Source organism: Flavobacterium piscisymbiosum (genome assembly GCF_020905295.1).
Taxonomy (GTDB): domain Bacteria; phylum Bacteroidota; class Bacteroidia; order Flavobacteriales; family Flavobacteriaceae; genus Flavobacterium; species Flavobacterium piscisymbiosum.
This window is the reverse complement of sequence record NZ_JAJJMM010000001.1, coordinates 4,150,381-4,171,574: the sequence shown is the minus strand read 5'-3', so window position 1 is coordinate 4,171,574 and position 21,194 is coordinate 4,150,381. Positions and strand designations below refer to the sequence as shown.

Sequence of the window (21,194 nt, the reverse complement as noted above, 5' to 3'; positions counted from 1 at the left end):
TTTTTATCTGGCTTTTACTTCAAATATTTTTTAAAAAAATCATCTAATTTATTAAACGGAATTACCTCTACTTTGTCATACAAATCGACATGAACTGCATTTGGGATAATTATTAACTCTTTTGGTTCATTTGCCTCTTTAAAAATATCTTCACTAAAATATCTTGAGTGCGCATTTTCTCCTGCAATTAAAAGCATTGGTCTTGGCGAAATTTCTTTTACATAAGTAAGTATTGGCATATTCATAAAAGATATCGGATTTGTTACCAGCCAGGCTCCATTTGAATTCACAGAATTAACTTGAAAACCACGCGACGTTCTGTAATAATCAAAATATTCTTTTACAAATTGCGGTTCATCGCCTTTCAATTTTTCCGGTAAATTTCTTGGTCCATCTGCCGGTTTTCCGCTTTCGGCATCTTTCCAACGCTGCTCACCTAAAGCTTCCAATGTTTTGGTTCTTTGTTCTAATGTTACAGAATCATTGTATCCTTTTGATATTACTCTGGTCATATCATACAAACTTGTCGTCGCAACGGCTTTTACACGTTTATCAATAGCAGTCGCATTTAATGCAAAACCGCCAAAACCACAAATCCCAATGATGCCAATTTTATTTCTGTCAACGTTCTTTTGTAATCCTAAAAAATCAACCGCAGCGCTAAAATCTTCTGTATTGATTTCCGGAGAAGCCATGTTTCTTGGTTCACCCCCACTTTCACCTGTATAAGATGGATCAAAAGCCAAAGCTATAAAACCACGTTCTGCCATTTGATTGGCATATAATCCGGATGATTGTTGTTTCACCGCTCCAAAAGGTCCGCTAATGGCTAATGCAGACAATTTTTCGTTTCCTGCGTTTTTCGGCAAGTATAAATCTCCGCTTAATGTAATGCCGTAACGGTTTTTGAAGCTCACTTTTTGACGTATTACTTTGTCACTAAGCTGAAATGTATAATGTTCTTTTGATGTGTTCATTTTTTCTAAATTTGATTGTACTTTTTGTGCAGATACTTGTCCTGTTATCAATAATAATATTGCGATTGCGAATGTTTTTTTCATTTTCTTTTAATTGCTTTCAATTTTATATTTTTCATTTGAGTTTAATTGTTTTCAAATTTCACCACTACAGTTCAGCTTCATAATTATCTCTTTTAAGGTTGAACATTTTTAATGAATTTTGCAGGAATTCCACCAACGATGGTATTATCGGGAACATCTTTAGAGACTACTGCTCCTGCTGCGACAACTGCATTTTTTCCAATTGTTACGCCGGACAAAATCGTAGCATTGGCACCAATCCATGCATTTTTTTTGATGAGAATTGATTTAGCTGTTAGTCCTTTTCTTTCCTCAGGATTTAGCGGATGATTTTCGGTAATGAGACTGACTTTCGGGCCAATTAAAACATCGTCTTCAATGGTAATTCCGCCCAATGCCAAAAAAGTGCAGTCAAAATTGATAAATACGTTTTTACCAATTGTAATATGTTTTCCGCAATTGATATAAAGAGGTGTAAATACGGCAACATCCTGAAGTTCTTTAGCTAAAATCCTGCTTAGTATCTGTGTGATTTCTTCAGGATTTACAGCATTATTCATCTGATTAAGTAATGCTTTCACGGCAAAGGCCTCTTCTCTCAATCTGCCAATTTGCGAATCGTTAGGAAGTATCGTTTCACCTGCTAAAAGTCTCTCAAAAATATCTTTTTGAAATGGTGCGGCATCGGAAATAAGGTTTGAATCTGACATAATATTTGAATTAAATAACCAGATACAAAGATAAGACTGCCTTTAAGCAAGGCAGTAACGATTATCAAACCAAAGATTAAGAAATTCAAACTTCCGATTGACGAAATGCAGAAGGATTGGTGCCGGTATTCTTTTTGAAGAAATTATTAAAGTAAGTTGGATATTCAAACCCAAGCGCATAACCAATTTCAGAAACACTCCAATCAGTATGGAGCAATAGCGCTTTGGCTTCTGTTATAATCCGCTCGGTAATATGAGTTGTTGTCGATTTTCCTGTAACTTCTTTTACGGCTCGATTCAGATAATTGACATGCACATTCAGATGTTGTGCATAATGTTGTGCCGTTCTTAATTGAAGTGGATTGGAAGTTGTTTCAATTGGAAATTGTCTTTCGAGTAATTCCAAAAATACAGATGACAATCTGGAAGATGCATTCTTATTATGTTCGAAATTTTTAGAAGGTTCCATCTTTAAAGATTCGTGTATAATGAGACTGATGTAATTGCGAATGAGTTCATCTTTAAAAACATAATCACTTTTTTGTTCCGAAATCATTTTATGAAAAATAGTATTAAGAAAACCTCTTTGCTCTTCTGTTATTTTCAAAACCGGTGTTCCTCCAATTTTAAAAAAAGAAGATTGCTGCAGACTTTCAGAACGCTCGGAGTTTTTAAAAAACTCTTCCGAAAATAAGATCGTATAACCAACATAAGTCGTAGAAATGGTTTCCCATGAATATGGAATATGAGGATTTCCAAAAAAGAGAATCGTACCCTCCTGCTCATAGGTTTTATCAGAATAATGAATCTTGCTTTTACCAGTTGTCAGGCAGATTTTATAAAACTCCTTTCTACTGTAAGATCTGGTTTCTGCACCATCATCTTCTATCTGAAATGCTTTAAAGCCTTGCAGTTTCAGTTCGTTATTAAACTTGGAAACTTCTCTTATTACCTTGTCTTTCATTATGCAAAGTTAAGAAATTCAAACTTGTTAAAAACCTTAAAATCTCAATTCTTACTCATTTTAAAAGCAAATAATTAAATTATTTAGAAGAAAACGTGAAGCAAAAATGATCAAAAAATAAGCTAATTTAAAATTATTATTAAAAAAATGAACACTGTTCAAAAAATATACATACCTTTGCCGCATGAGTACAGCAGAAAGAAAAGCACGTGAAAAAGAAGCCTTAAAAATGCTGATCCTAAAAGGAGCTAAAAAACTCTTTTTGGAGAGAGGCATTGAACAGACTACGATTCGAAACATCGCTGATGAAATTGACTACAGCGTTGGAACTGTGTATGTTTATTTCAAAGATAAAAATGCTATTCTTCACGACCTACACTCTATTGGTTTTCAGGAACTAGGCGGGTATTTTACCGAATTGTTCGCTATAAAAGATCCAATGGAACGTCTTCGAAAAATGGGATTTACCTATTTGAAATTTGCCATGGAAAATTCTGAAATGTATGATTTAATGTTCATCGTAAAAGCGCCGATGGAATTTATTGAAAGTACTGAGAAAGAAGCATGGAATGAAGGAGCTGACACTTTTGGTGCTTTAAAGAAAACCGTGGAAGAATGTATGAACGAAGGGCATTTTGAAGGACATTCATTAGAAGCATTATCTTTTATGATTTGGAGTTTAGTACACGGAATGTGCTGTCTGGAAATACGCCAAAGAACAAAAGGCGTAAAATTTTCTAACCCGGATACCATCCTTTCTGAGGGATACAATGAATATTTAAAAATAATAAAGAAACTTTAAACTTTTTTTTGATCAAAAAAATGAACAATGTTCAATTTAAAAACAATGTACAATAAAATGAAAAAAGCAATTACATTAACCATTCTTTGTTTTGGATTTATAGGATATTCCCAAAGCAAACTCGATAATTATATCCAGATTGGATTAAAAAGCAATGAGGTAATCAAACAGCACAACTTCGATATCAATAAAAGTATGTATGCCTTGCAGGAAGCCCGTTCCCTGTTCTACCCTACTGTTTCCCTGAATGCCAATTATACTAAGGCCGATGGCGGAAGAACCATTGATATTCCGATTGGGGATATGCTGAACCCTGTATACAGCACGCTCAATCAAATAACCAATTCGAATGCTTTTCCTTCTCTGCAGAACCAGTCGGTTTTGATTAATCCCGATAATTTTTATGATGCTAAAATTCATACGACAATGCCGTTGCTGAACTATGAAATTATCTATAACAAGAGAATCAAAAGCCAACAAACTTCTTTACAAAAAATAGAACTTGAAATCTATCAAAGGGAACTGGTTAAAGAAATAAAAACCGCATACTATAAATACCTGCAGTCAATTGAAGGAATTAATATTTATGAGGATGCTTTAGCATTGGTAAAAGAAAATCAAAGGGTTAATCAGTCTTTATTTAAAAATGACAAGATAAACCGTACGGCAGTTCTTAGAAGTGATAATGAAGTAATTCGTATCGAGGCTAATCTGGAAACAGCAAAACAAGTCAGCAATAATGCGAAAACATATTTTAATTTTCTAATTAATCAAAAGCTTGACAGCGAAATTGAAGTTGATTCTGATAAAGAAAGCCTGCCGAGTGCATTGGTACAGGAAAACACCTCAGGCAGAGAAGAACTTTCAAAGCTTACTATGGCCAAAGATATAAATGAAAATGTAAGTAAGCTCACCCAATCGTATTGGTATCCAAAATTGAGTGGTTTTGCTGATTTCGGATTTCAGGACTTTGATTTCGAAGTAGATAAACAATCCCGATACTATTTTGCCGGTGCCGCTTTAGAATGGACTATTTTCTCAGGCAATAAAAACAAATACAGACTTAAACAGGTTCAGGAAGAAAGCAATAAAATAAACTCACAGACTGATAATGTAAAACAGCAGCTGCTGCTTCAATTTCAGGTTAACCGAAATAATTTAATAGCTGCTTTGGAACAATTCAATGCCGATAAAAATCAAAAAGCAGCGGCCAAAAAATATAATGAGGACATAACCAAATTATATAAAGAAGGACAAGCCATCTACATTGAACTTCTGGATGCACAGAATCAATGGGTAAATGCACAGCTTAATACGAATATATCTCTTTATAATTCCTGGATTGCCTATGCAGAATTAGAAAGAGCCAATGCCACTTTTACTTTAAAATAATCCAAAAACAATACTTATGAAATCGAAGATTAATTCATCCGTTCGCCTATCAGACGAGGGGCACGAACACAAAAAAAAATATTTTACGCTTGTGAGTAAAAAATCAATAGTAATATGTCTTTTTGCCTTTCCTGTTTTTTATGCTTGTAAAGAAGAAAAAAAAGAGCATAACCAATTTGAAACTGCAGATATTGTATCCATTAAAACAGCACCAGCAGTATCTTTAGCGCTTACGAGTAACATCAATGCTTCCGGTTTAGTCACAACAGAAAACACTGCCAATTACAGCTTTAAAATTGGTGGTATCGTAAGGCACATTTATGTCGAAGAAGGGCATTTCTTTAAAAAAGGACAGCTTTTAGCCGCATTGGATGAAACCGAAATCAGTGCGGGTTTGAACCAGACTGATTTAAATGTAAAAAAATACGAGAGGGATTATACCCGAGCCAAAAATCTCTATCAGGACAGCGTATATACTTTAGAACAGCTTCAAAACACAAAGACAGGTCTCGACATTGCTCGAAAACAAAAAGATGCGGTTGCTTTTAATGCCCGTTATGCCAAAATATATGCGGCAACAGATGGTTTTGTATCTCAAAAAATAGCAAGCGAGGGCGAAGTTACAGGTCCCGGCTCTCCTGTTTTAGCCATAAATGAAACATCCCACAACAATAATTACCTGTTAAAAATTGGACTTACAGATAAGGAATGGGCATCGGTTAAAATTGGCCAAAAAGCATCTGTTACATTGGATGGTTATCCTGACAAAAACTTTGATGCCGTGGTTTTTAGAAAATCTCAATCTGCAGATGCAGCCTTGGGATCTTTTCAGGTAGAATTAAAACTGGACATGAAAAACAGTAAACCTGCCGTGGGTATGTTTGGCAAAGCCGAAATACGTGCCGATACTGCTCAGGATTTAATCACGATCCCTTACGATGCACTTATTGAAGCAGACGGTAATAAGGCTTTTGTTTTTTTAGTTGAAAATAATAAAGTAAGAAGACAGCCTGTGACCATTTACAAATTTGAAAACAAAATCGTGTACATCAAAGACGGCCTTGAGAAAACAGACCAGATAGTGATCTCGAACAGCGCCTATCTTAACGAAGAATCAAAGATTAAGATCATTAAATAATAAGCACCATGAAGATTACAAACTTTGCCGTTAAAAACTATCAGTTCACACTGATTATATTTCTTCTCGTGTCTGTTGTAGGGTATCTGACCCTGTTTTCAATGCCGCGATCAGAAGATCCTTCTACTCATCCTCCGCAATATCTAATTACGGTTATTTATCCCGGAACTAGTCCAAAGGATATGGAAGAACAAGTAGTAAAACCTATTGAAAATAAAATTTACGGACTTGAGAATATTGATAAAATCCTTACTACTGTTGAAGACGGAGTAGCTGCTTTTCAGGTAAAATTTAAATATGGAGTTGATGTAGATAATAAGTATCAGGAAATTTCTACGGAAATGAAAGCGCTTCAAAACAGCGAACTTCCTAAGGATATTTACCTCATCAAAACAGAGAAAATTGCTTCTTCAGATGTAAAAATTCTTCAGGTGGCCTTAATTTCAGAAAATGCATCAGATAAAAAACTACGTGATGCTGCAGACGAATTGAAGACAAGACTTGAAAAAATCACCAATCTTAAAGACGTAAAATATGCCGGAATACCCGAACAGGAAATAAGAATTGATCTGCAGCTGGATAAACTCGCGCAGTTAAAAATCCCCTTGAATGTCGTTATGGGAAGTCTTCAGAGTGAAGCTGCCGATATTCCCGGAGGAAGCATCAATCTTGACAGTAAGGTATTTAATGTAAAGACAAGCGGTAAATTTAAAAATGCCGATGATGTTGCTAATACGGTTATATACAACGCAAATGGTAAAATAATCTATATGAAGGATGTTGCCGAAGTAGGTTACAAATCTGAAACAGTAGATCATATTACCCGTATAAATGGTCATCGTTGTGTTCTGGTTACCGTAGGTATGAAAGACAACGTAAATATAACTGACGTTCAAAAACAATTTTTACCAATCGTAGAAGATTTCTCTAAAGACCTGCCTCAAAATATAAAGCTGGTTAAAAACTTTGATCAGGCCAATATGGTATCGCAGCGTTTGGGGCATTTAGGCTTTGATTTTACCCTTGCGATTGTTCTGGTGATCATTACGCTTTTACCATTAGGATCAAGAGCTTCCTTAATTGTAATGATATCCATACCGCTCTCACTGGCTTTGGGACTTATTGTCATGAATGCATTCGGCTATTCCTTAAATCAGTTGAGCATTGTAGGTTTGGTGGTCGCTTTAGGACTTCTGGTGGATGATAGTATTGTGGTCGTCGAAAACATCGAGCGCTGGCTTCGTGAAGGTCATTCTAAAATGGATGCTGTTCTAAAGGGCACGAAACAAATTGGTCTTGCAGTTGTTGGTTGTACCGCTACTCTTGTTATTGCTTTTTTACCGCTGGCTTTTCTTCCTGATGTTTCAGGTGAGTTTATAAGAAGTCTTCCTATGGCAATTATTACGAGTGTTCTGGCGTCAATGATTGTGGCCATGACATTGGTTCCGTTTCTGGGAAGCCGATTTTTAAAAACACACGAACATGGCGAGGGAAATGTTTTTCTTCAATACCTGCAAAAGTTCCTGACACGTTCTTACAGCAGGGTTATGCCTAAAGCATTGCAGTTTCCAAAAACAACAATTGCTATTTCGATAGCATTGAGCATAACTGCCTTTGGACTTTTTAAGGCTACCGGATTTAAGTTATTCCCAACTTCAGAGAAACCAATGTTTCTTATTAATATAAAAATGCCGCTTCAAGCCAATTTGACCGAAAGCGACAGGGTAACAAAACTGGTCGAAGCCGAACTGAAAAACCATAAAGAAATTGTCTTTTATACGGCGAATGTCGGCAAGGGAAACCCACAGATTTATTACAATGTGCACCCGCAGGACAGAAAACCTGATTTTGCACAGATTTTTGTGCAGTTGGAAGATGAGGCAAAACCTACCGAAAAAACAGCTTTGATTAAAAGGCTACGAGAGAAATTCAAAACAATGCCTTACGCTAAAATAGAAGTTAAAGATTTTGAGCAGGGAACTCCCCTCGAGGCCAACATTGTAGTGAGGCTCTTTGGAGAAGATCCGGCCGTTTTGCGTAAGCTTTCTTCTCAAGTTGAAACTATTTTACGAAATCAGAAAGGAACAGTTTATATCAACAATGAACTCAACACGTACAAAACAGATGTCAAAGTAAAAATTAATAAAGAAAAGGCAAGAACATTAGGTGTAATGACAAGTGAGGCAGATAAAGTTGTACGTCTTGCTGTAGCCGGATTAACGGTTGGCGATTACATCGATGACAGAGGTGATGCCAGAAATGTTACCCTTACGCTGCCAAGAGATAAATTTTCTAATCTGGACGCTTTAAAAAATCTTTATGTAAATAATATTCAGGGAACGCCAATTGCATTGAACCAAATTGCAGAAATCTCTTTTGAAACTTCGCCAACAACGATTAATCATTTCAATAAATCCCGTTTTGCAAAGGTTACAGCATTATCAGACAAAGGTTATTATGCTAATGATTTATTAACAGAGATCATCCCCAAACTCAATAAACTTAAAATGCCAAAAGGTTATTACTATAAATTATCAGGCGAAAAAGAGTCTGAAGGAGATGCTCTGGGAGGGAATTTCCTTTCGGTAATTATTTTAAGCACATTCCTTTTCATTGGTGTACTGCTATTGCAGTTCAAAACATTCAAAGGAATCATCATTGTACTTTCCATTATTCCGTTGGGAATTTTAGGAGGGGTTGTATTATTACTTATTAACGGAAGTCCTATGTCGTTAGTGGCTATTATTGGTTTTATCGGTCTGTCGGGTATTCAGGTTAAAAATTCACTCTTACTGGTAGATTTTACCAATCAGCTCCGACAAGAAGGACACTCCATAGATGAGGCAATTGCAATTGCCGGAGAAACACGCTTTCTACCGGTAGTTCTGACTTCGATAACGGCAATCTGCGGTCTTATTCCTCTAGCTTTGAATTCGAATCCTTTAATTGCACCGCTAGCCATTGTTCTTATCGGCGGACTGATAAGTTCGACCATTCTATCGAGAATTGTAACTCCTGTAATGTACAAGCTTATGCCACCAAGTATCGAAATTGATACTAAAGAACCGCTTAATTAAATTCAGGAAATTTGTCCTGTTCCTGTCACAAGCTCAAAAGCCCATTTCAAACGAAATGGGCTTTGTTTTTTTAGTACCTCAAAACAAGCTGGTTTGCAAAAAACAGGTAAATATACGTACTCTCAAAATATTTATTCACAGTACTTTAGTATTACAATAAAAAGATATTAAAGCAAAAATGGTCGCAGTCGAATCTTAGAATTCACATTGTATTTTAAAAACCGCCTTTTATCTGTAATAATTACTTCCGTGAATTAATAAAGGGAAAAGTTTCACGAAAAATGCAGTGAACTCGAGGGCTTTTTAATCTATCTATACCACCTATGAAACATGATTATTAAAAAATAAATAAATTCAGTGCCATTATTCCCCAACCAAGAAGACTTGTTTTTTAATCTAAAAAATACGTTCTATCTTAAAAATAAACGCTAAAAACTAAAATCAATGAATTTATCTACCATTCAGACTCCTGGTGTTTACATTCAGGAATTAAATGCTTTTCCTAATTCTGTTGTTGCAGTTCCTACAGCAGTACCAGCATTTATAGGATACACACCACAGGCTGCTTACGAAGGGAAATCGTATACGAATGTGCCAGTAAAAATCACATCATTTGCTGATTTTCAGGCTTTTTTCTGTTTGCCAGATCCACCTGCACTTGTAAATCCTTCTAAACAGTACAATCCTCAATATTATTTAGTGGCAGAAAAAAGCCAGCCATTAAAGGGAGACTACATCATCATTGCAGGAACCTATTATTCAATAGTTCAAGATCCTAACACGGTTTACTATTTATATAACAGCGTAAAGTTTTTTTATGAAAATGGCGGTGGAGATGCTTATATAGTTTCTGTAGGCAGTTATGGACCTCCGTTAAAAAAACCAGCGGCTCTTGGAGTTCCAGTTGTAAACCTAAATGTGCAGCTGGATGATTTAATCAAAGGTCTTTCTTTATTTACAAATGAACAAGAACCAACAATGTACATTTGTCCCGAAGCCACTTTATTAAATATAGAAGACAATGGAACATTAATGCAGTCAATGCTTCTTCAGGCTGCAAAAATGCAAACAGCAATGTGCCTGTTTGACATTATTGGCGGTAATGCCCCAGATCCTGTTTTGTATACTCAAGACATTACAAATTTCAGAATGAACACAGGTTCTGTTGGGTTAAGCTACGGAATGGCATATTATCCTTTTATAGGAACAACAATAATGCAAGATTCTGATTTTGATTACACCAATTTATTTGGCGGAGATTTAAAACAGTTAGAAGCCATTCTTAATCCTCCAAGCGCTCCTAATTCTGCAGTTGCCGCAATTATTGCCAATATTCAAAATCCTGCAAGCACTTTGACTGTCGCCCAAAATCACAATGCGCTCCTTATTGCAAGCCAGACTTATTCCTTGATAATTAAACACATCATCGCTGATGCCAATATTCTTCCTCCAAGTGGAGGTATTGCAGGAGTGATTACTACAGTAGATAATGCCGCTGGTCCGTGGCAAGCACCTGCAAATACTTCTATTGTTGGTGCAGCATCGTTACCTATTTCTCTTTCGGACAGCCACCAAGCCAATTTAAACCTCGATCCCGTGTCTGGTAAATCGATTAATGCTATTAGAACATTTAACGGTCTGGGTATTCTAATCTGGGGAGCAAGAACACTAGACGGAAACAGCCCGGACTGGCGGTATATTCCCGTGAGAAGAACAATGATATTCTTAGAACAATCTTGTAAACTCGCTGCTCAGGCATACGCATTTCAGCCTAATGATAAAAACACCTGGGAAGCTGTAATTTCTATGATCAGCAATTTTCTTACTTCAATCTGGAAACAAGGAGGTTTGCAGGGAGCCAGTTCTTCTGACGCTTTTTCTGTAGCGTGCGGATTGGGCTCGACAATGACTGCAGATGATCTTTTAAATGGTTATATGAATGTAACAATAAAAATTGCTGTTGTTCATCCTGCTGAATTTATCGTTCTGACATTTCAACAGCAAATGGCAACTTCTAGTTAATTAAATAATTACTCAAATAAGCGAATTTTAATTTAAAATAATACCATAGCAGATAATGGAAGCGAACACGATCATGCAGATTTGTAATCCGTGCCCGAAAAGTATATACTAATATATTAAAAATCAATTTTTTATTAATATTAAGGATGAGCACGGAAAGAATTTCCGCGTTATCGTTGCATATATCCTAGCGATCAGATTGCATATCTCGCATTTATGTCTATCTTTGCACCCGCAATAAGCAATCAACAAAGCGACAAAAAATTAGCTAATTGATAGCGAAATGGCCTCGTGGCGCAACTGAATAGCGCACTTGATTACGGCTCAAGAGGTTACTGGTTTGAATCCAGTCGAGGTCACAAAAAGAGACATCTATATAATAGTTGTCTCTTTTTTTATGCACTAATATGTAAATTTTTCAAGCCTTTACAACCTAACATTTCATGTTTCGAGTTTTTCATAAGAAATCCTTATACTGTCTGAAATAAACAATCAAAAAGTGGCTTCATTAAAGATTTAATCGAAGCTGAACGATGGTTCGAAATCCCGTTTAGGATATAGATTTTTTTCTCTTTTGGTTTATCGCAGTTGTTTGATGTTAAATATAAAATAACTCCAAAATGGACTTAATACATTTTCTGTCACAAAAGCTAAGGCGAATTTCAAATAAATAAACCATCGCGGAACTATCCGTAGAGATTTTTTATCTCCGACATAACAAAGGTACTTTGAGTACTCCCTATACTTTCAACTGATCCCAATTTATTAAACACAAAATCCTGATAATGCTTCATGTCTTTGGCAGAAACTTTCATTAAAAAATCGTAATCACCGGAGATATTATAACATTCTACAACTTCTTCTATTTTCATAATATCACTAACAAATTGATTCCCGATATTACGATCGTGCTGTTTAAGTTTGATATTACAAAAAACAATAAACCCTCTGTTTAATTTTTCTGCATCAAGGAGGGCAATATATTTTTTAATATAACCATTGTTTTCCAATCTTTTAATTCGTTCAAAAACAGGCGATGCCGAAAGATTTACCATTTTAGCAAGCTCTTTTACAGTATATTTAGAATTATCGTGTAGTATATTTAATAACTGAAGATCAATATCGTCTATCTGCTCCATAAAATTTTTATTTTGAATTTTGATTTAATTTATTTCTAAATTAGAATAAAATTCTTTAAATACAATTAAAAACAACACAAAAACCTTATTTTAAACAAATTAAAAACACAAAAACCTTCAAAACGTATATTTACAGTATAAAAATCTTAATGGTAATATTTTATAGCAGGGAGCGCTCTCCTTGGTTCCTTTATCAAAAAAAAGATAAAGGGCCACGCTATAAATAAAAATTATAATTCTTTTCGTCGAGCCATACCCTGAGCAATGATGCTGGCGGCAATCAATTGCAAGGCATGGTAAAGCATGAGCGGCAGCAATACGATGCCGGTGATAGTACTGTGCTGAAACAGTACTTTTGACATAACGGTGCCGTGTACCAATGACTTTTTAGACCCGCAGAATAAGACAGTAATACGGTCTTCATCTGAAAAACCAAGCAGGCGGCTCAGTACTCCGACACAAAAGAATACGGCAAAAAACAACGCCATCATCCCTGCAGCGAGTCCGGCAAGTTCAAGGGCGGTGAAGCCTTCAAAAAGATGTTCGGAAAATGACTTGCAAAACGACGTGTAGATAATCGTTAGAATAACTGCCTGATCAAAATATTTGAGCTGTTTCTTGTATTTTTCGGCAATGGCGCCTAAACGCGAATTGAGGCTTATGCCAATGATGACAGGCAGCAAGACTTGCAGAATCAACTTTATAACGATTTGACTGACATCAAAATCGCCTGTCGCAGAAGCAATAAACAGTCCAACCCAGAGAGGCGTAACGACTACTCCGATCAAACTGGAAATGCTGGCATTGAAAATGGCTGCAGGAATGTTTCCCTTAGCAATGGAAACCATGACCACCGAAGATGAAACTGTGGACGGTAATGCTGCCAGAAAAAATACGCCCAGCCAAAGCAACTCGAAGCCGTTATTAACAAACAAAGGGCGAAATGCCAAAACAATGAGCGGGAAAAATAAAAAGGTTGTCAACTGGACGACAATGTGCATTTTCCAATTAGAAAGTCCGGCTTTTAGTTTCTCAACACTTAGCCGTAAGCCATAAAACAAGAAAATCAACGAAACGCCTGCATTGGCAATCTCCTCCAGCGAAAAAGGTTCTTTGACCATACCTGGCTTTGGCAAAAAATAAGCCATCAGAATCATGGTGGCTATCATTAACAGGAAACCGTCGAAACCTGCTTTTTTTAATACTTCTAATAATTTCTTCAATGTGTTTAAATATTATTCCTCCGTGGAGGCACGGAATTCATTATTAATATATTGAGACTAAATCCCAAGTTCTTTACGTATAATTTCTGCTCCTGCGCTTAAAGCACTTAACTTGCCTCTGGCTACATCTCTAGATAACGGTGCCATACCGCAATTTGTAGAAGGGTAAAGATTTTCGGCATCTACAAACTCAAGAGCTTTACGCAGGGTAGCAGCTACTTCTTCTGGTGTTTCGATAGTGTTGGTTGCCACATCAATGGCACCGACCATTACTTTTTTACCGCGAACAAGTTCCATTAAATTTAAAGGCACATTAGAGTTGTGACATTCTAAAGACACCACATCAATTTTAGATTTTTGAATTTTCGGAAAAATTTCTTCATATTGTCGCCACTCTGAACCTAATGTCTTTTTCCAATCAGTATTTGCCTGTATTCCATAACCATAGCAAATATGAACCGCAGTTTGACAGTGTAAACCTTCAATGGCTCTTTCTAATGCTGCCATTCCCCAATCGTTTACTTCATCAAAGAACACATTAAATGCAGGTTCATCAAACTGGATAATATCTACCCCTGCGTCTTGAAGTTCTCTTGCTTCTTCATTGAGTGCTTTCGCAAATTCCCACGCCAATTTTTCCCGGCTTTTATAATGGTCGTCGTACAAGGTATCTACCATTGTCAACGGGCCTGGCAAGGCCCATTTTATAGGCTTGTTAGTCTGTTTACGCAAAAATTTAGCATCTTCAACAAAAACTGCTTTTTGACGTGCAACCTCACCTACAACCACTGGAACGCTCGCATCATAACGGTTACGGATTTTTACTGTTTTACGATTTTCAAAATCTACACCGCTTAAATGCTCGATAAAAGTCGTTACAAAATGCTGACGTGTCTGCTCGCCGTCACAAATAATATCTAGATCTGCCAATTGCTGTTCCTGCAAAGAAATACGTAAAGCGTCTTGTTTCCCTTCAAGCAGCTGATCGCCTTCTAATTTCCATGGTGACCAAAGTTTTTCGGGTGGTGCAAGCCAGGCAGGTTTGGGTAAACTTCCAACAATAGAGGTGGGTAATAATAATTTCTTCATAATAGTATAATTTTAATGCGTTGTAATCAATTAAAAGGTAAAATTAGCAGACCATTGTTCCAGGAGACTTTTGTAAGGCTTAATGAAATGCTCTTCTGCATATTTACCCTGTTCAACAGCCAGTCGGCTGCGCTCTTCGCGGTCATAATCCACAAGAGTCAGTGAATAATCTTCGTGTTTAAGATTAGGTTGATAGATTTTCCCAGCCACTGAATTTGCATTGTAAATTTCAGGGCGATAAATCTTCTGGAAAGTCTCCATTGTGCTGATTGAGCTGATTAGTCCAAGATCAGTATAATCAGCAAGCAGATCTCCGGAATGATAAAAAGCCATCGGTGCCACACTATTCGCAGGCATGAAAAAACGAACTTTTAAGCCCATTTTAGAGAAATATTCATCAGTGATAGAATACTGATCCTGCAGATACTCAAAACCCAGAACCGGATGCTGATACTCAGTGCGGGTATAAGTTTTGTTGCTCGATACACTTAGACAAATGATCGGTGACATTTTAAAGTGCTCTTTATAAGTGGCTGAATTGACAAAACACTTATAAAGTTTTCCGTGCAAATCACCAAAATTTTCAGGAATACAAAAATTAGCTTTATTTTTATTATGCTCGATCAATAAAATACTGAAATCATAATCACGAACATAAGACGAAAAATTATTTCCGGCAATACCTTCGATACGCTGGCTAGTCTTGTGGTCAAAAATATTCGTTTTTAAAACTTCAATCAACGGCAGATTGTTAATACCATTCTTATCATCAATACTCATCGTTACTGTGATGATTTCAAGTCCTACAAGGTAACGATCAGCTTTTGGATTATCAAAATGAGCCAATGCATTGAATCGATTGTTAATCATATTTAATGCATTACGTAAGTTTTGTTGGCGATTACCTCCTCTGGCCAGATTTGCAAAATTGGTTGTCAAACGCGTTTCACTTGAGGGGTGATAGTTTTCATCTAAACAAGTGCTCTTTAGTGTGAATGCAAAATCATTTTGGATTGTATCCTGGGTGTTTTCATTATTTTGCTTTTCGTTTATTCCCCTATCTTCTTGTATGTTCGCTTTCATATGATGACAATGTTTAGTTTTTTTACCCTGCAAATTTGAATATAAAAGATTAAATATTTTTATTTATACTTAAAATCAGTTAATTATTCTTTTTATATTAAATTTTAAAGATTATTAACCTTTAAACAAATGTAATAATGAAGTAAAACAGATAAATATTCTTTAGTGGCCTAAGATGATTGATTTGGAGTTTCCCAGAGCACTTTAAAAACTCGAAAAAAGAAAACAATATCATTTATATTTGTCAAAATTTAAGATAGAAATAGTAATGAATTTGATAGAAAATTTAAAATGGCGCTACGCCACAAAAGCTTACAATAACATCAAAGTAACAGAAGAGAAGATCGATCAGATCTTAGAGGCTATAAATCTTTCAGCATCTTCTTGTGGTCTGCAATCTTACCGTGTTTTTGTTGTAAGCAACCCGGAAATTCAAAAAAAATTAGGTGCTGATTCGTATAATGGACAGATTAGCTCTTGCTCTCATTTATTGGTTTTTGCTGCATTCACTGACATGTCTTCAACTTACATTGACGATTATATGGCAATGACAGAAAAGCAAAGAGGTCTTGATACTGGTGCCTTATCAGGATTTAGAAATGGATTGCATTCCTATTTCAGCACTATTAACGCAGAGCAAAAAGCACTTTGGGCGGCCAAACAGGCTTATATTGCACTAGGAACAGCACTTATTGCTGCAGCAGAATTGAAAGTGGATGCCACTCCTATTGAAGGATTTAATGCCGCCACTATTGATGAGGTTTTGGGATTGAAAGAAAAAGAGTTGCATTCTACAGTTATCCTCGCTTTAGGATATCGGGATTCCGAAAAAGACTATATGGCAGCTACGAAAAAAGTTCGTTTACCTATAGATGAAATGATAACGAAAGTTTATTAATGTTATAAGAATACATATGTTTTAACGTTTAACCCTTACAATGGATCAATCCTAAAATCTGTGGATATAGAAAAAATTACCACGGAGAACGCAAAGTTTTTTAAATATACCAAGTTTAGAAAAAAACACAAAGTTCACAAAGCTTTGTGGACTTTGATTGTGTAAACACTACTTAAATCTTAGTGAACTTTGCGAATCCCGATAGCTATCGGGATTGAGTTCTCTGCGTTAAAAATAATTAGGGAATATAAAATTTTCAATGTTTATCCACAACATTCATTGTTGATACCTTGGATTTTTATAAATTCTTAAAAGATCCCGGAAACTTCCCAATAAATTTTATTGGGAAGTAAAGTTTTAATTGAAAAAATTACTTCTTTTAAATTATCTGTAATTTCAATTTTTAAAAAGTACCTTACTATACCCTTTCAATTTTACAAATAAAACAACAGGCTTCTGAATTTCTTGCGTGAAGATATTCAACATCGCTTTTTGTTTCAAAGATCTCAGCAATTAGTAAATCGATATCATTATCTCCAACTAATTTAGTAAAAATCATTTTTTGTTCTTTGGTATAGCCGATTAGAGATAAAGGGAAATTTTCTTTATCTGCTTTTAATTCTGTGGGAAAATTATAAATATCTAAATATTGCTCCACTTCATTTTTGTGAATAAATATAGGCCCGGATTGATTAAAAGCATTGTTTTCTGAAAACGGACTATAAGCAAAAACCAAACGAATATCCTGACCAACATTAAATGGTTTCAACGAAATTCGGCATGGTCCTTTTCCCGTTGCCAATTGCTCGTAAACAGCATTACCAAAATTATCAATATTTGTTTTCCGAATTTGGCTTACAAAATCTTTAGACAACGGGACAATTTTAAATTTTTTCATATTTTCTATATTTTAAATCAAAACAAATTTATATCCTGTTCCTTTTATTAAAAATCCATTTCTTGCTCAATTTTCCACCAATCCCCAACAGGACATCTAAACCAAAATGTTGATACCAATCAAAGACAGCTCATACATATAGGAAGCCAATCTCTTCAAATCTTCCATAAAATTTACCGTAATTTGTCCAGTAGAGGTCATAAAAAATCCCATTTCTAATGAAATGGGATTTTTTTTTGAGTCTCTCTTTGCGTTTAGTCCTTATATATCCAAAAAAAAATCAGAACTTCACACAAACTTCACACTGAATTTTAGTGGGATGTTAATAGCAAAAAATTTAACAGGGAAAATTAATTCCTGGTAATTGTAGGCATAGTAAACATACTAGAAGTCATTAGTTTAGTGTTTTTTTTTATCTATTTTGATGTCTGCTGATTAACTAATTTTAATTACAATTTTTCCAAATGCTCCTTTTGCCAAGTGCTGATACGCTTCAATAGCCTCTTCGAATCGGTATACTTTATCGATAACAGGCTTAATATTATACTGGTCAAAAGCTTTATTCATTTCCTCGAATGCAGATCGGTTTCCAACTGCAATACCCTGAATTTTGGTTTGTCTGAAAATCACCTGCATTAAGTTAAGATCGGTGGTCTGCCCCGCTAAGAATCCTATAACTGAAATTTGCCCGGTAACCTTTGTCGCTTTAACAGAATCATTTAATCCATCTCCTCCAACTACTTCCAATAGCTGATCAACACCTTTTCCATCTGTTAATCTAACTACTTCAGAAGCCCAGTCTGGAGTTTGGACATAATTAATTACTTCATGAGCACCGAGTTTGCGGGCCCATTCGCCTTTTTCATTACTGCTTGTTGTAACAATAACCCTTGCCCCCAAAGCAGTTGCAAGCTGAATACCGAATATTGAAACGCCTCCGGTACCTTGTATCAAAACCGAATCTCCTTTTTGCAAGTTACCATAGGTAACCAGAGAGTACCAGGCTGTAAGTGCTGCGATTGGCAAAGTAGATGCTTCTTCATCAGTCAAAGTAGATGGTGCCAAGACTGCGGATTCTTCGTGAATAATCATATATTCTGCCAAACCTCCAGGCAGAGGAGAACCAAAACAGAAATCTGGCTCATTAGGAGCGGGCGCCCCTTCGATCCACTTTGAATATAAATGAGAAGTTACCCTATCGCCTACTTTAAATCGTGTTACATCGGCCCCAATCTCTACAATTGTTCCGGCAGCATCAGATACCGGTGTTAAAGGATTGGGTACCATATCCGGTTCATAAATTCCATCAACAATCGCTTTGTCTCTAAAATTTAGCGAAACTGCTCCGACTTTTATTAAAACTTCATTTGCCCCCGGAGTTGGTACTGCAATATCTTCTAATTTCAAATTATCTAAACCAAACCCTTTTAATTGCCAGGCTTTCATTGTGTTTTTTTCTGGTGTCATATCTTAAATATTTTATGATGCAAATATCCAACTATTATGAACACAAGAACAGAATCAGATTTTATAAAAAAAACGAGATCAGATTTTATATCTTTGCCTCATCAATTTTTAAAACGAGAGAAATTATGTCAGTTAAAAGCTTTCGATATGAACAGGTTGCCCAAAAAATAGAAGAGAATATAAATATTCTGCAGCTAAGACCCGGAGATAAAGCTCCGTCTGTACGTCAGGTTAGAAGAGATTTGAATGTAAGTTTGAATACAGTATTTCAGGCGTACTCCTTACTGGAAGCAAAAGGCTTAATCATTTCCCGTCCCCGGTCGGGATATATAATAAATTCACTGGGTTCTTCTTTAAAAATACCTGAAACAAAATCACGACCGATGCTGCCGGCAAATGTTGAGATTACGGCGATGGCGGTTGCCATGATGAAAAATGCCAAAGAAAATGGTATAGTAAATTTCTCGATCCTTGCACCAGTAAATGAATTTATTCCCATAACAAGTCTTAACAAAGCAGTAAAGGCATCCCTTAGCGAGGCAGGTAATGACAACTTTCAGTATCCTCTTGTAGATGGCCACCCTAACCTTCTCAAGCAAATATCAGTTCTTTCCCTTGAATGGGAAAAACCGCTATCGCCCGATACAATATTAGTTACAAATGGCGGTATGGAAGCTATCAATCTTTGCCTTGATTCCATTACGAGTAAGGGAGATATTATAGCAGTTGAATCGCCTACGTATCACGGAATTCTTCAAAGTTTGGAACGTCGTGGATTAAAAGCGCTTGAAATCAAAGTAGATCCACAAAACGGTTTATGTATTGATGATCTGGAATTGGCTTTAGCCAATAATAAGGTAGCGGCATGTATTTTTATGCCTCGCTGCAATAATCCTACCGGAAGTGGTATGTCTGAAGAAAATAAGATTCGACTTGTTGAATTATTAGGCAGGCAAAATATTCCGATGATAGAAGATGACTGCCTTGGAGAATTGTCCTTTGGAATTACCAAGAGCTATCCTGCAAAAGCATATGATAATTATGATAATGTTTTGTATTGTAACTCTTTCTCAAAAACACTGGCACCAGGCTTCCGGATAGGCTGGGTATCAGCGGGAAAACATCATCTAAATATTGAAAAATTAAAATTTGGTTCTAATATATCGACCAACGGAATTTTGCAGGATGCTATCGCTAAATATTTAGAAAGTGGTTTTTATAATAAGCATATCAGAAAAATGCGTAATGATCTGCAGGGACAAATGATAAAATATATTGGGACGATTAATCAATATTTCCCGCATGGAACAAAGCTTGCTGTCCCCAAAGGAGGATTAAGTATATGGATTGAACTCCCGGCCGGTCTTAATGCATTCGAATTTCAGAAGAAGGCACTGAGTCAAGGAATAGGCATTTGTCCTGGTCATATCTTTTCTTCATTGGAATATTATGAAAACTTTATTAGATTAAATTATTGCCCTCTATGGAACAATAAAATTGAAATTGCCATTAAAAACCTTGGAGATATTGCTGCATCAAATCTTTAGAATTGATATCTTTTCTACCACAAGAATTTAAGGTTGGCTTTTTTTCTTTTAATAAATTATACCATAATGCTTTCTCGAAAATCATTTGAGAAAGCAATAGATTTTCCACCAATCCCCAACACATCTAAACCAAATTGCTGAAGCCAATCAAAGACATGCTCTACCATTAATAAGCAATCTCTTTAAATCTTTCATAAAATTTATAGAAATTTGTCCTGTCGAGATCACCACACTTCCAAAAGTAATTCCCATAACTTAGCAAGGCTATTCTATCTAGAAATCAATGCGATACTGGTTTTAGCATACTGATTAATTGCAATTTTCACCTCATCAAAATTAGGTGCTGAGAGTTTTGGTTTATAATTTTTAGAAAATCCAAATCCTTCTGTCGGATAACCAATCATATTTCTATCACATTTTCCGTTATTATTCAAGTCTTGATAAACAGCAATAGCATAATCGCCATCCGGTAGGTTTTTGAACGTGTAGACCACTTTATTTTCTGAAGCTTTTACTTTTCCGGTGGCAATCTGTGACGCATTATCAAGAAAGCCTTTCTCTTTATCATACAATCCAAAAAAAACAGATCCTTTGCCGGGTTCTACGCCCGATACTTCAACGCTGAAATTATGTTGTGCAAACAATGCTGAATTAACTGTTACAAGTACTATCAAGCTTATCATTTTAATTTTCATAATTAATATT

The 21,194-nt window shown here is 35.8% G+C and carries 17 protein-coding genes and 1 tRNA gene; 8 read left to right on the top strand and 10 right to left on the bottom strand.

What is annotated here, in order from left to right; all coding sequences use genetic code 11:
• Window positions 1-14: 14 nt before the first annotated feature.
• The 3 genes from LNP81_RS17870 to LNP81_RS17860 all read right to left on the bottom strand — a co-directional run bounded on the left by LNP81_RS17870 (window position 15) and on the right by LNP81_RS17860 (window position 2,714).
• Window positions 15-1,061 carry an alpha/beta hydrolase gene (locus LNP81_RS17870; RefSeq protein ID WP_230038221.1) on the bottom strand — a complete coding sequence of 349 codons (1,047 nt, stop codon included), beginning with the start codon at window positions 1,059-1,061 and terminating at the stop codon, window positions 15-17.
• Between the two features lie 92 nt (window positions 1,062-1,153).
• The gene (locus LNP81_RS17865; RefSeq protein WP_230038219.1) at window positions 1,154-1,750 is read right to left on the bottom strand and encodes a DapH/DapD/GlmU-related protein; all 597 of its coding nucleotides are present in this window, start codon (window positions 1,748-1,750) and stop codon (window positions 1,154-1,156) included.
• Window positions 1,751-1,835: 85 nt separating this feature from the next.
• Window positions 1,836-2,714 (bottom strand): helix-turn-helix domain-containing protein, encoded by an 879-nt coding sequence (locus tag LNP81_RS17860; RefSeq protein WP_230038217.1) that lies wholly within the window; start codon window positions 2,712-2,714, stop codon window positions 1,836-1,838.
• Between the two features lie 184 nt (window positions 2,715-2,898).
• On the opposite strand from LNP81_RS17860, the gene LNP81_RS17855 reads away from it, so the two are divergent.
• The 6 genes from LNP81_RS17855 to LNP81_RS17830 all read left to right on the top strand — a co-directional run bounded on the left by LNP81_RS17855 (window position 2,899) and on the right by LNP81_RS17830 (window position 11,504).
• The gene (locus LNP81_RS17855) at window positions 2,899-3,516 is read left to right on the top strand and encodes a TetR/AcrR family transcriptional regulator (RefSeq protein ID WP_230038216.1); all 618 of its coding nucleotides are present in this window, start codon (window positions 2,899-2,901) and stop codon (window positions 3,514-3,516) included.
• A gap of 27 nt (window positions 3,517-3,543) precedes the next feature.
• Window positions 3,544-4,908, top strand: coding sequence for a TolC family protein (locus LNP81_RS17850; RefSeq protein WP_230038213.1), 1,365 nt, complete (start codon window positions 3,544-3,546; stop codon window positions 4,906-4,908).
• A 16-nt stretch (window positions 4,909-4,924) separates the two neighbouring features.
• On the top strand, window positions 4,925-6,046 hold the full coding sequence (locus LNP81_RS17845; RefSeq protein WP_230038211.1) for an efflux RND transporter periplasmic adaptor subunit: 1,122 nt from the start codon (window positions 4,925-4,927) through the stop codon (window positions 6,044-6,046).
• Between the two features lie 8 nt (window positions 6,047-6,054).
• Window positions 6,055-9,123 (top strand): efflux RND transporter permease subunit, encoded by a 3,069-nt coding sequence (locus LNP81_RS17840; RefSeq protein ID WP_230038208.1) that lies wholly within the window; start codon window positions 6,055-6,057, stop codon window positions 9,121-9,123.
• Between the two features lie 444 nt (window positions 9,124-9,567).
• Window positions 9,568-11,145, top strand: a complete 1,578-nt coding sequence (locus LNP81_RS17835) for a phage tail sheath family protein (protein WP_230038206.1) — start codon at window positions 9,568-9,570, stop codon at window positions 11,143-11,145.
• A 285-nt stretch (window positions 11,146-11,430) separates the two neighbouring features.
• Window positions 11,431-11,504, top strand: a tRNA-Arg gene (locus LNP81_RS17830).
• Window positions 11,505-11,831: 327 nt separating this feature from the next.
• Here the strand turns inward: LNP81_RS17830 and LNP81_RS17825 are convergent.
• From LNP81_RS17825 to LNP81_RS17810, 4 genes are all read right to left on the bottom strand, one after another.
• Window positions 11,832-12,284, bottom strand: coding sequence for an Lrp/AsnC family transcriptional regulator (locus LNP81_RS17825; protein WP_035644147.1), 453 nt, complete (start codon window positions 12,282-12,284; stop codon window positions 11,832-11,834).
• Window positions 12,285-12,514: 230 nt separating this feature from the next.
• Window positions 12,515-13,507, bottom strand: coding sequence for a bile acid:sodium symporter family protein (locus LNP81_RS17820; RefSeq protein ID WP_230038204.1), 993 nt, complete (start codon window positions 13,505-13,507; stop codon window positions 12,515-12,517).
• Between the two features lie 57 nt (window positions 13,508-13,564).
• A complete protein-coding gene (locus LNP81_RS17815) occupies window positions 13,565-14,596 on the bottom strand; it encodes a methionine synthase (RefSeq protein WP_230038202.1) in 1,032 nt (343 codons plus the stop codon).
• Between the two features lie 30 nt (window positions 14,597-14,626).
• Window positions 14,627-15,679 carry a DUF1852 domain-containing protein gene (locus LNP81_RS17810; RefSeq protein ID WP_230038200.1) on the bottom strand — a complete coding sequence of 351 codons (1,053 nt, stop codon included), beginning with the start codon at window positions 15,677-15,679 and terminating at the stop codon, window positions 14,627-14,629.
• 268 nt (window positions 15,680-15,947) lie between these two features.
• Here LNP81_RS17810 and LNP81_RS17805 point away from each other — a divergent pair, with 268 nt between their 5' ends.
• Window positions 15,948-16,577: a nitroreductase family protein gene (locus LNP81_RS17805; RefSeq protein ID WP_230038198.1), complete on the top strand. Its 630-nt coding sequence runs from the start codon at window positions 15,948-15,950 to the stop codon at window positions 16,575-16,577.
• Window positions 16,578-16,995: 418 nt separating this feature from the next.
• On the opposite strand, the gene LNP81_RS17800 is transcribed toward LNP81_RS17805, so the two are convergent.
• Window positions 16,996-17,475 (bottom strand): DUF1203 domain-containing protein, encoded by a 480-nt coding sequence (locus LNP81_RS17800; protein ID WP_230038196.1) that lies wholly within the window; start codon window positions 17,473-17,475, stop codon window positions 16,996-16,998.
• A gap of 435 nt (window positions 17,476-17,910) precedes the next feature.
• Entirely contained in the window at window positions 17,911-18,942 is a 1,032-nt protein-coding gene (locus LNP81_RS17795) for a zinc-dependent alcohol dehydrogenase family protein (RefSeq protein WP_230038194.1), read from the bottom strand.
• A 125-nt stretch (window positions 18,943-19,067) separates the two neighbouring features.
• Here LNP81_RS17795 and LNP81_RS17790 point away from each other — a divergent pair, with 125 nt between their 5' ends.
• Entirely contained in the window at window positions 19,068-20,489 is a 1,422-nt protein-coding gene (locus LNP81_RS17790) for an aminotransferase-like domain-containing protein (RefSeq protein ID WP_230038192.1), read from the top strand.
• A 269-nt stretch (window positions 20,490-20,758) separates the two neighbouring features.
• Here the strand turns inward: LNP81_RS17790 and LNP81_RS17785 are convergent, their stop codons facing one another.
• Complete coding sequence (locus LNP81_RS17785; protein ID WP_230038190.1) at window positions 20,759-21,184, bottom strand: DUF2141 domain-containing protein; 426 nt, start codon at window positions 21,182-21,184, stop codon at window positions 20,759-20,761.
• Window positions 21,185-21,194 lie beyond the last annotated feature (10 nt).

Excerpts from the sequence above, each read along its gene's own strand:
- LNP81_RS17805 (WP_230038198.1), top strand. The coding sequence starts at position 15,948 with ATGAATTTGATAGAAAATTTAAAATGGCGCTACGCCACAAAAGCTTAC.
- LNP81_RS17870 (WP_230038221.1), bottom strand. The coding sequence starts at position 1,061 with ATGAAAAAAACATTCGCAATCGCAATATTATTATTGATAACAGGACAA.
- LNP81_RS17785 (WP_230038190.1), bottom strand. The coding sequence starts at position 21,184 with ATGAAAATTAAAATGATAAGCTTGATAGTACTTGTAACAGTTAATTCA.
- LNP81_RS17810 (WP_230038200.1), bottom strand. The coding sequence starts at position 15,679 with ATGAAAGCGAACATACAAGAAGATAGGGGAATAAACGAAAAGCAAAAT.
- LNP81_RS17795 (WP_230038194.1), bottom strand. The coding sequence starts at position 18,942 with ATGACACCAGAAAAAAACACAATGAAAGCCTGGCAATTAAAAGGGTTT.
- LNP81_RS17860 (WP_230038217.1), bottom strand. The coding sequence starts at position 2,714 with ATGAAAGACAAGGTAATAAGAGAAGTTTCCAAGTTTAATAACGAACTG.
- LNP81_RS17790 (WP_230038192.1), top strand. The coding sequence starts at position 19,068 with ATGTCAGTTAAAAGCTTTCGATATGAACAGGTTGCCCAAAAAATAGAA.
- LNP81_RS17800 (WP_230038196.1), bottom strand. The coding sequence starts at position 17,475 with ATGAAAAAATTTAAAATTGTCCCGTTGTCTAAAGATTTTGTAAGCCAA.
- LNP81_RS17850 (WP_230038213.1), top strand. The coding sequence starts at position 3,544 with ATGTTCAATTTAAAAACAATGTACAATAAAATGAAAAAAGCAATTACA.
- LNP81_RS17825 (WP_035644147.1), bottom strand. The coding sequence starts at position 12,284 with ATGGAGCAGATAGACGATATTGATCTTCAGTTATTAAATATACTACAC.
- LNP81_RS17840 (WP_230038208.1), top strand. The coding sequence starts at position 6,055 with ATGAAGATTACAAACTTTGCCGTTAAAAACTATCAGTTCACACTGATT.
- LNP81_RS17845 (WP_230038211.1), top strand. The coding sequence starts at position 4,925 with ATGAAATCGAAGATTAATTCATCCGTTCGCCTATCAGACGAGGGGCAC.
- LNP81_RS17865 (WP_230038219.1), bottom strand. The coding sequence starts at position 1,750 with ATGTCAGATTCAAACCTTATTTCCGATGCCGCACCATTTCAAAAAGAT.
- LNP81_RS17835 (WP_230038206.1), top strand. The coding sequence starts at position 9,568 with ATGAATTTATCTACCATTCAGACTCCTGGTGTTTACATTCAGGAATTA.
- LNP81_RS17815 (WP_230038202.1), bottom strand. The coding sequence starts at position 14,596 with ATGAAGAAATTATTATTACCCACCTCTATTGTTGGAAGTTTACCCAAA.
- LNP81_RS17855 (WP_230038216.1), top strand. The coding sequence starts at position 2,899 with ATGAGTACAGCAGAAAGAAAAGCACGTGAAAAAGAAGCCTTAAAAATG.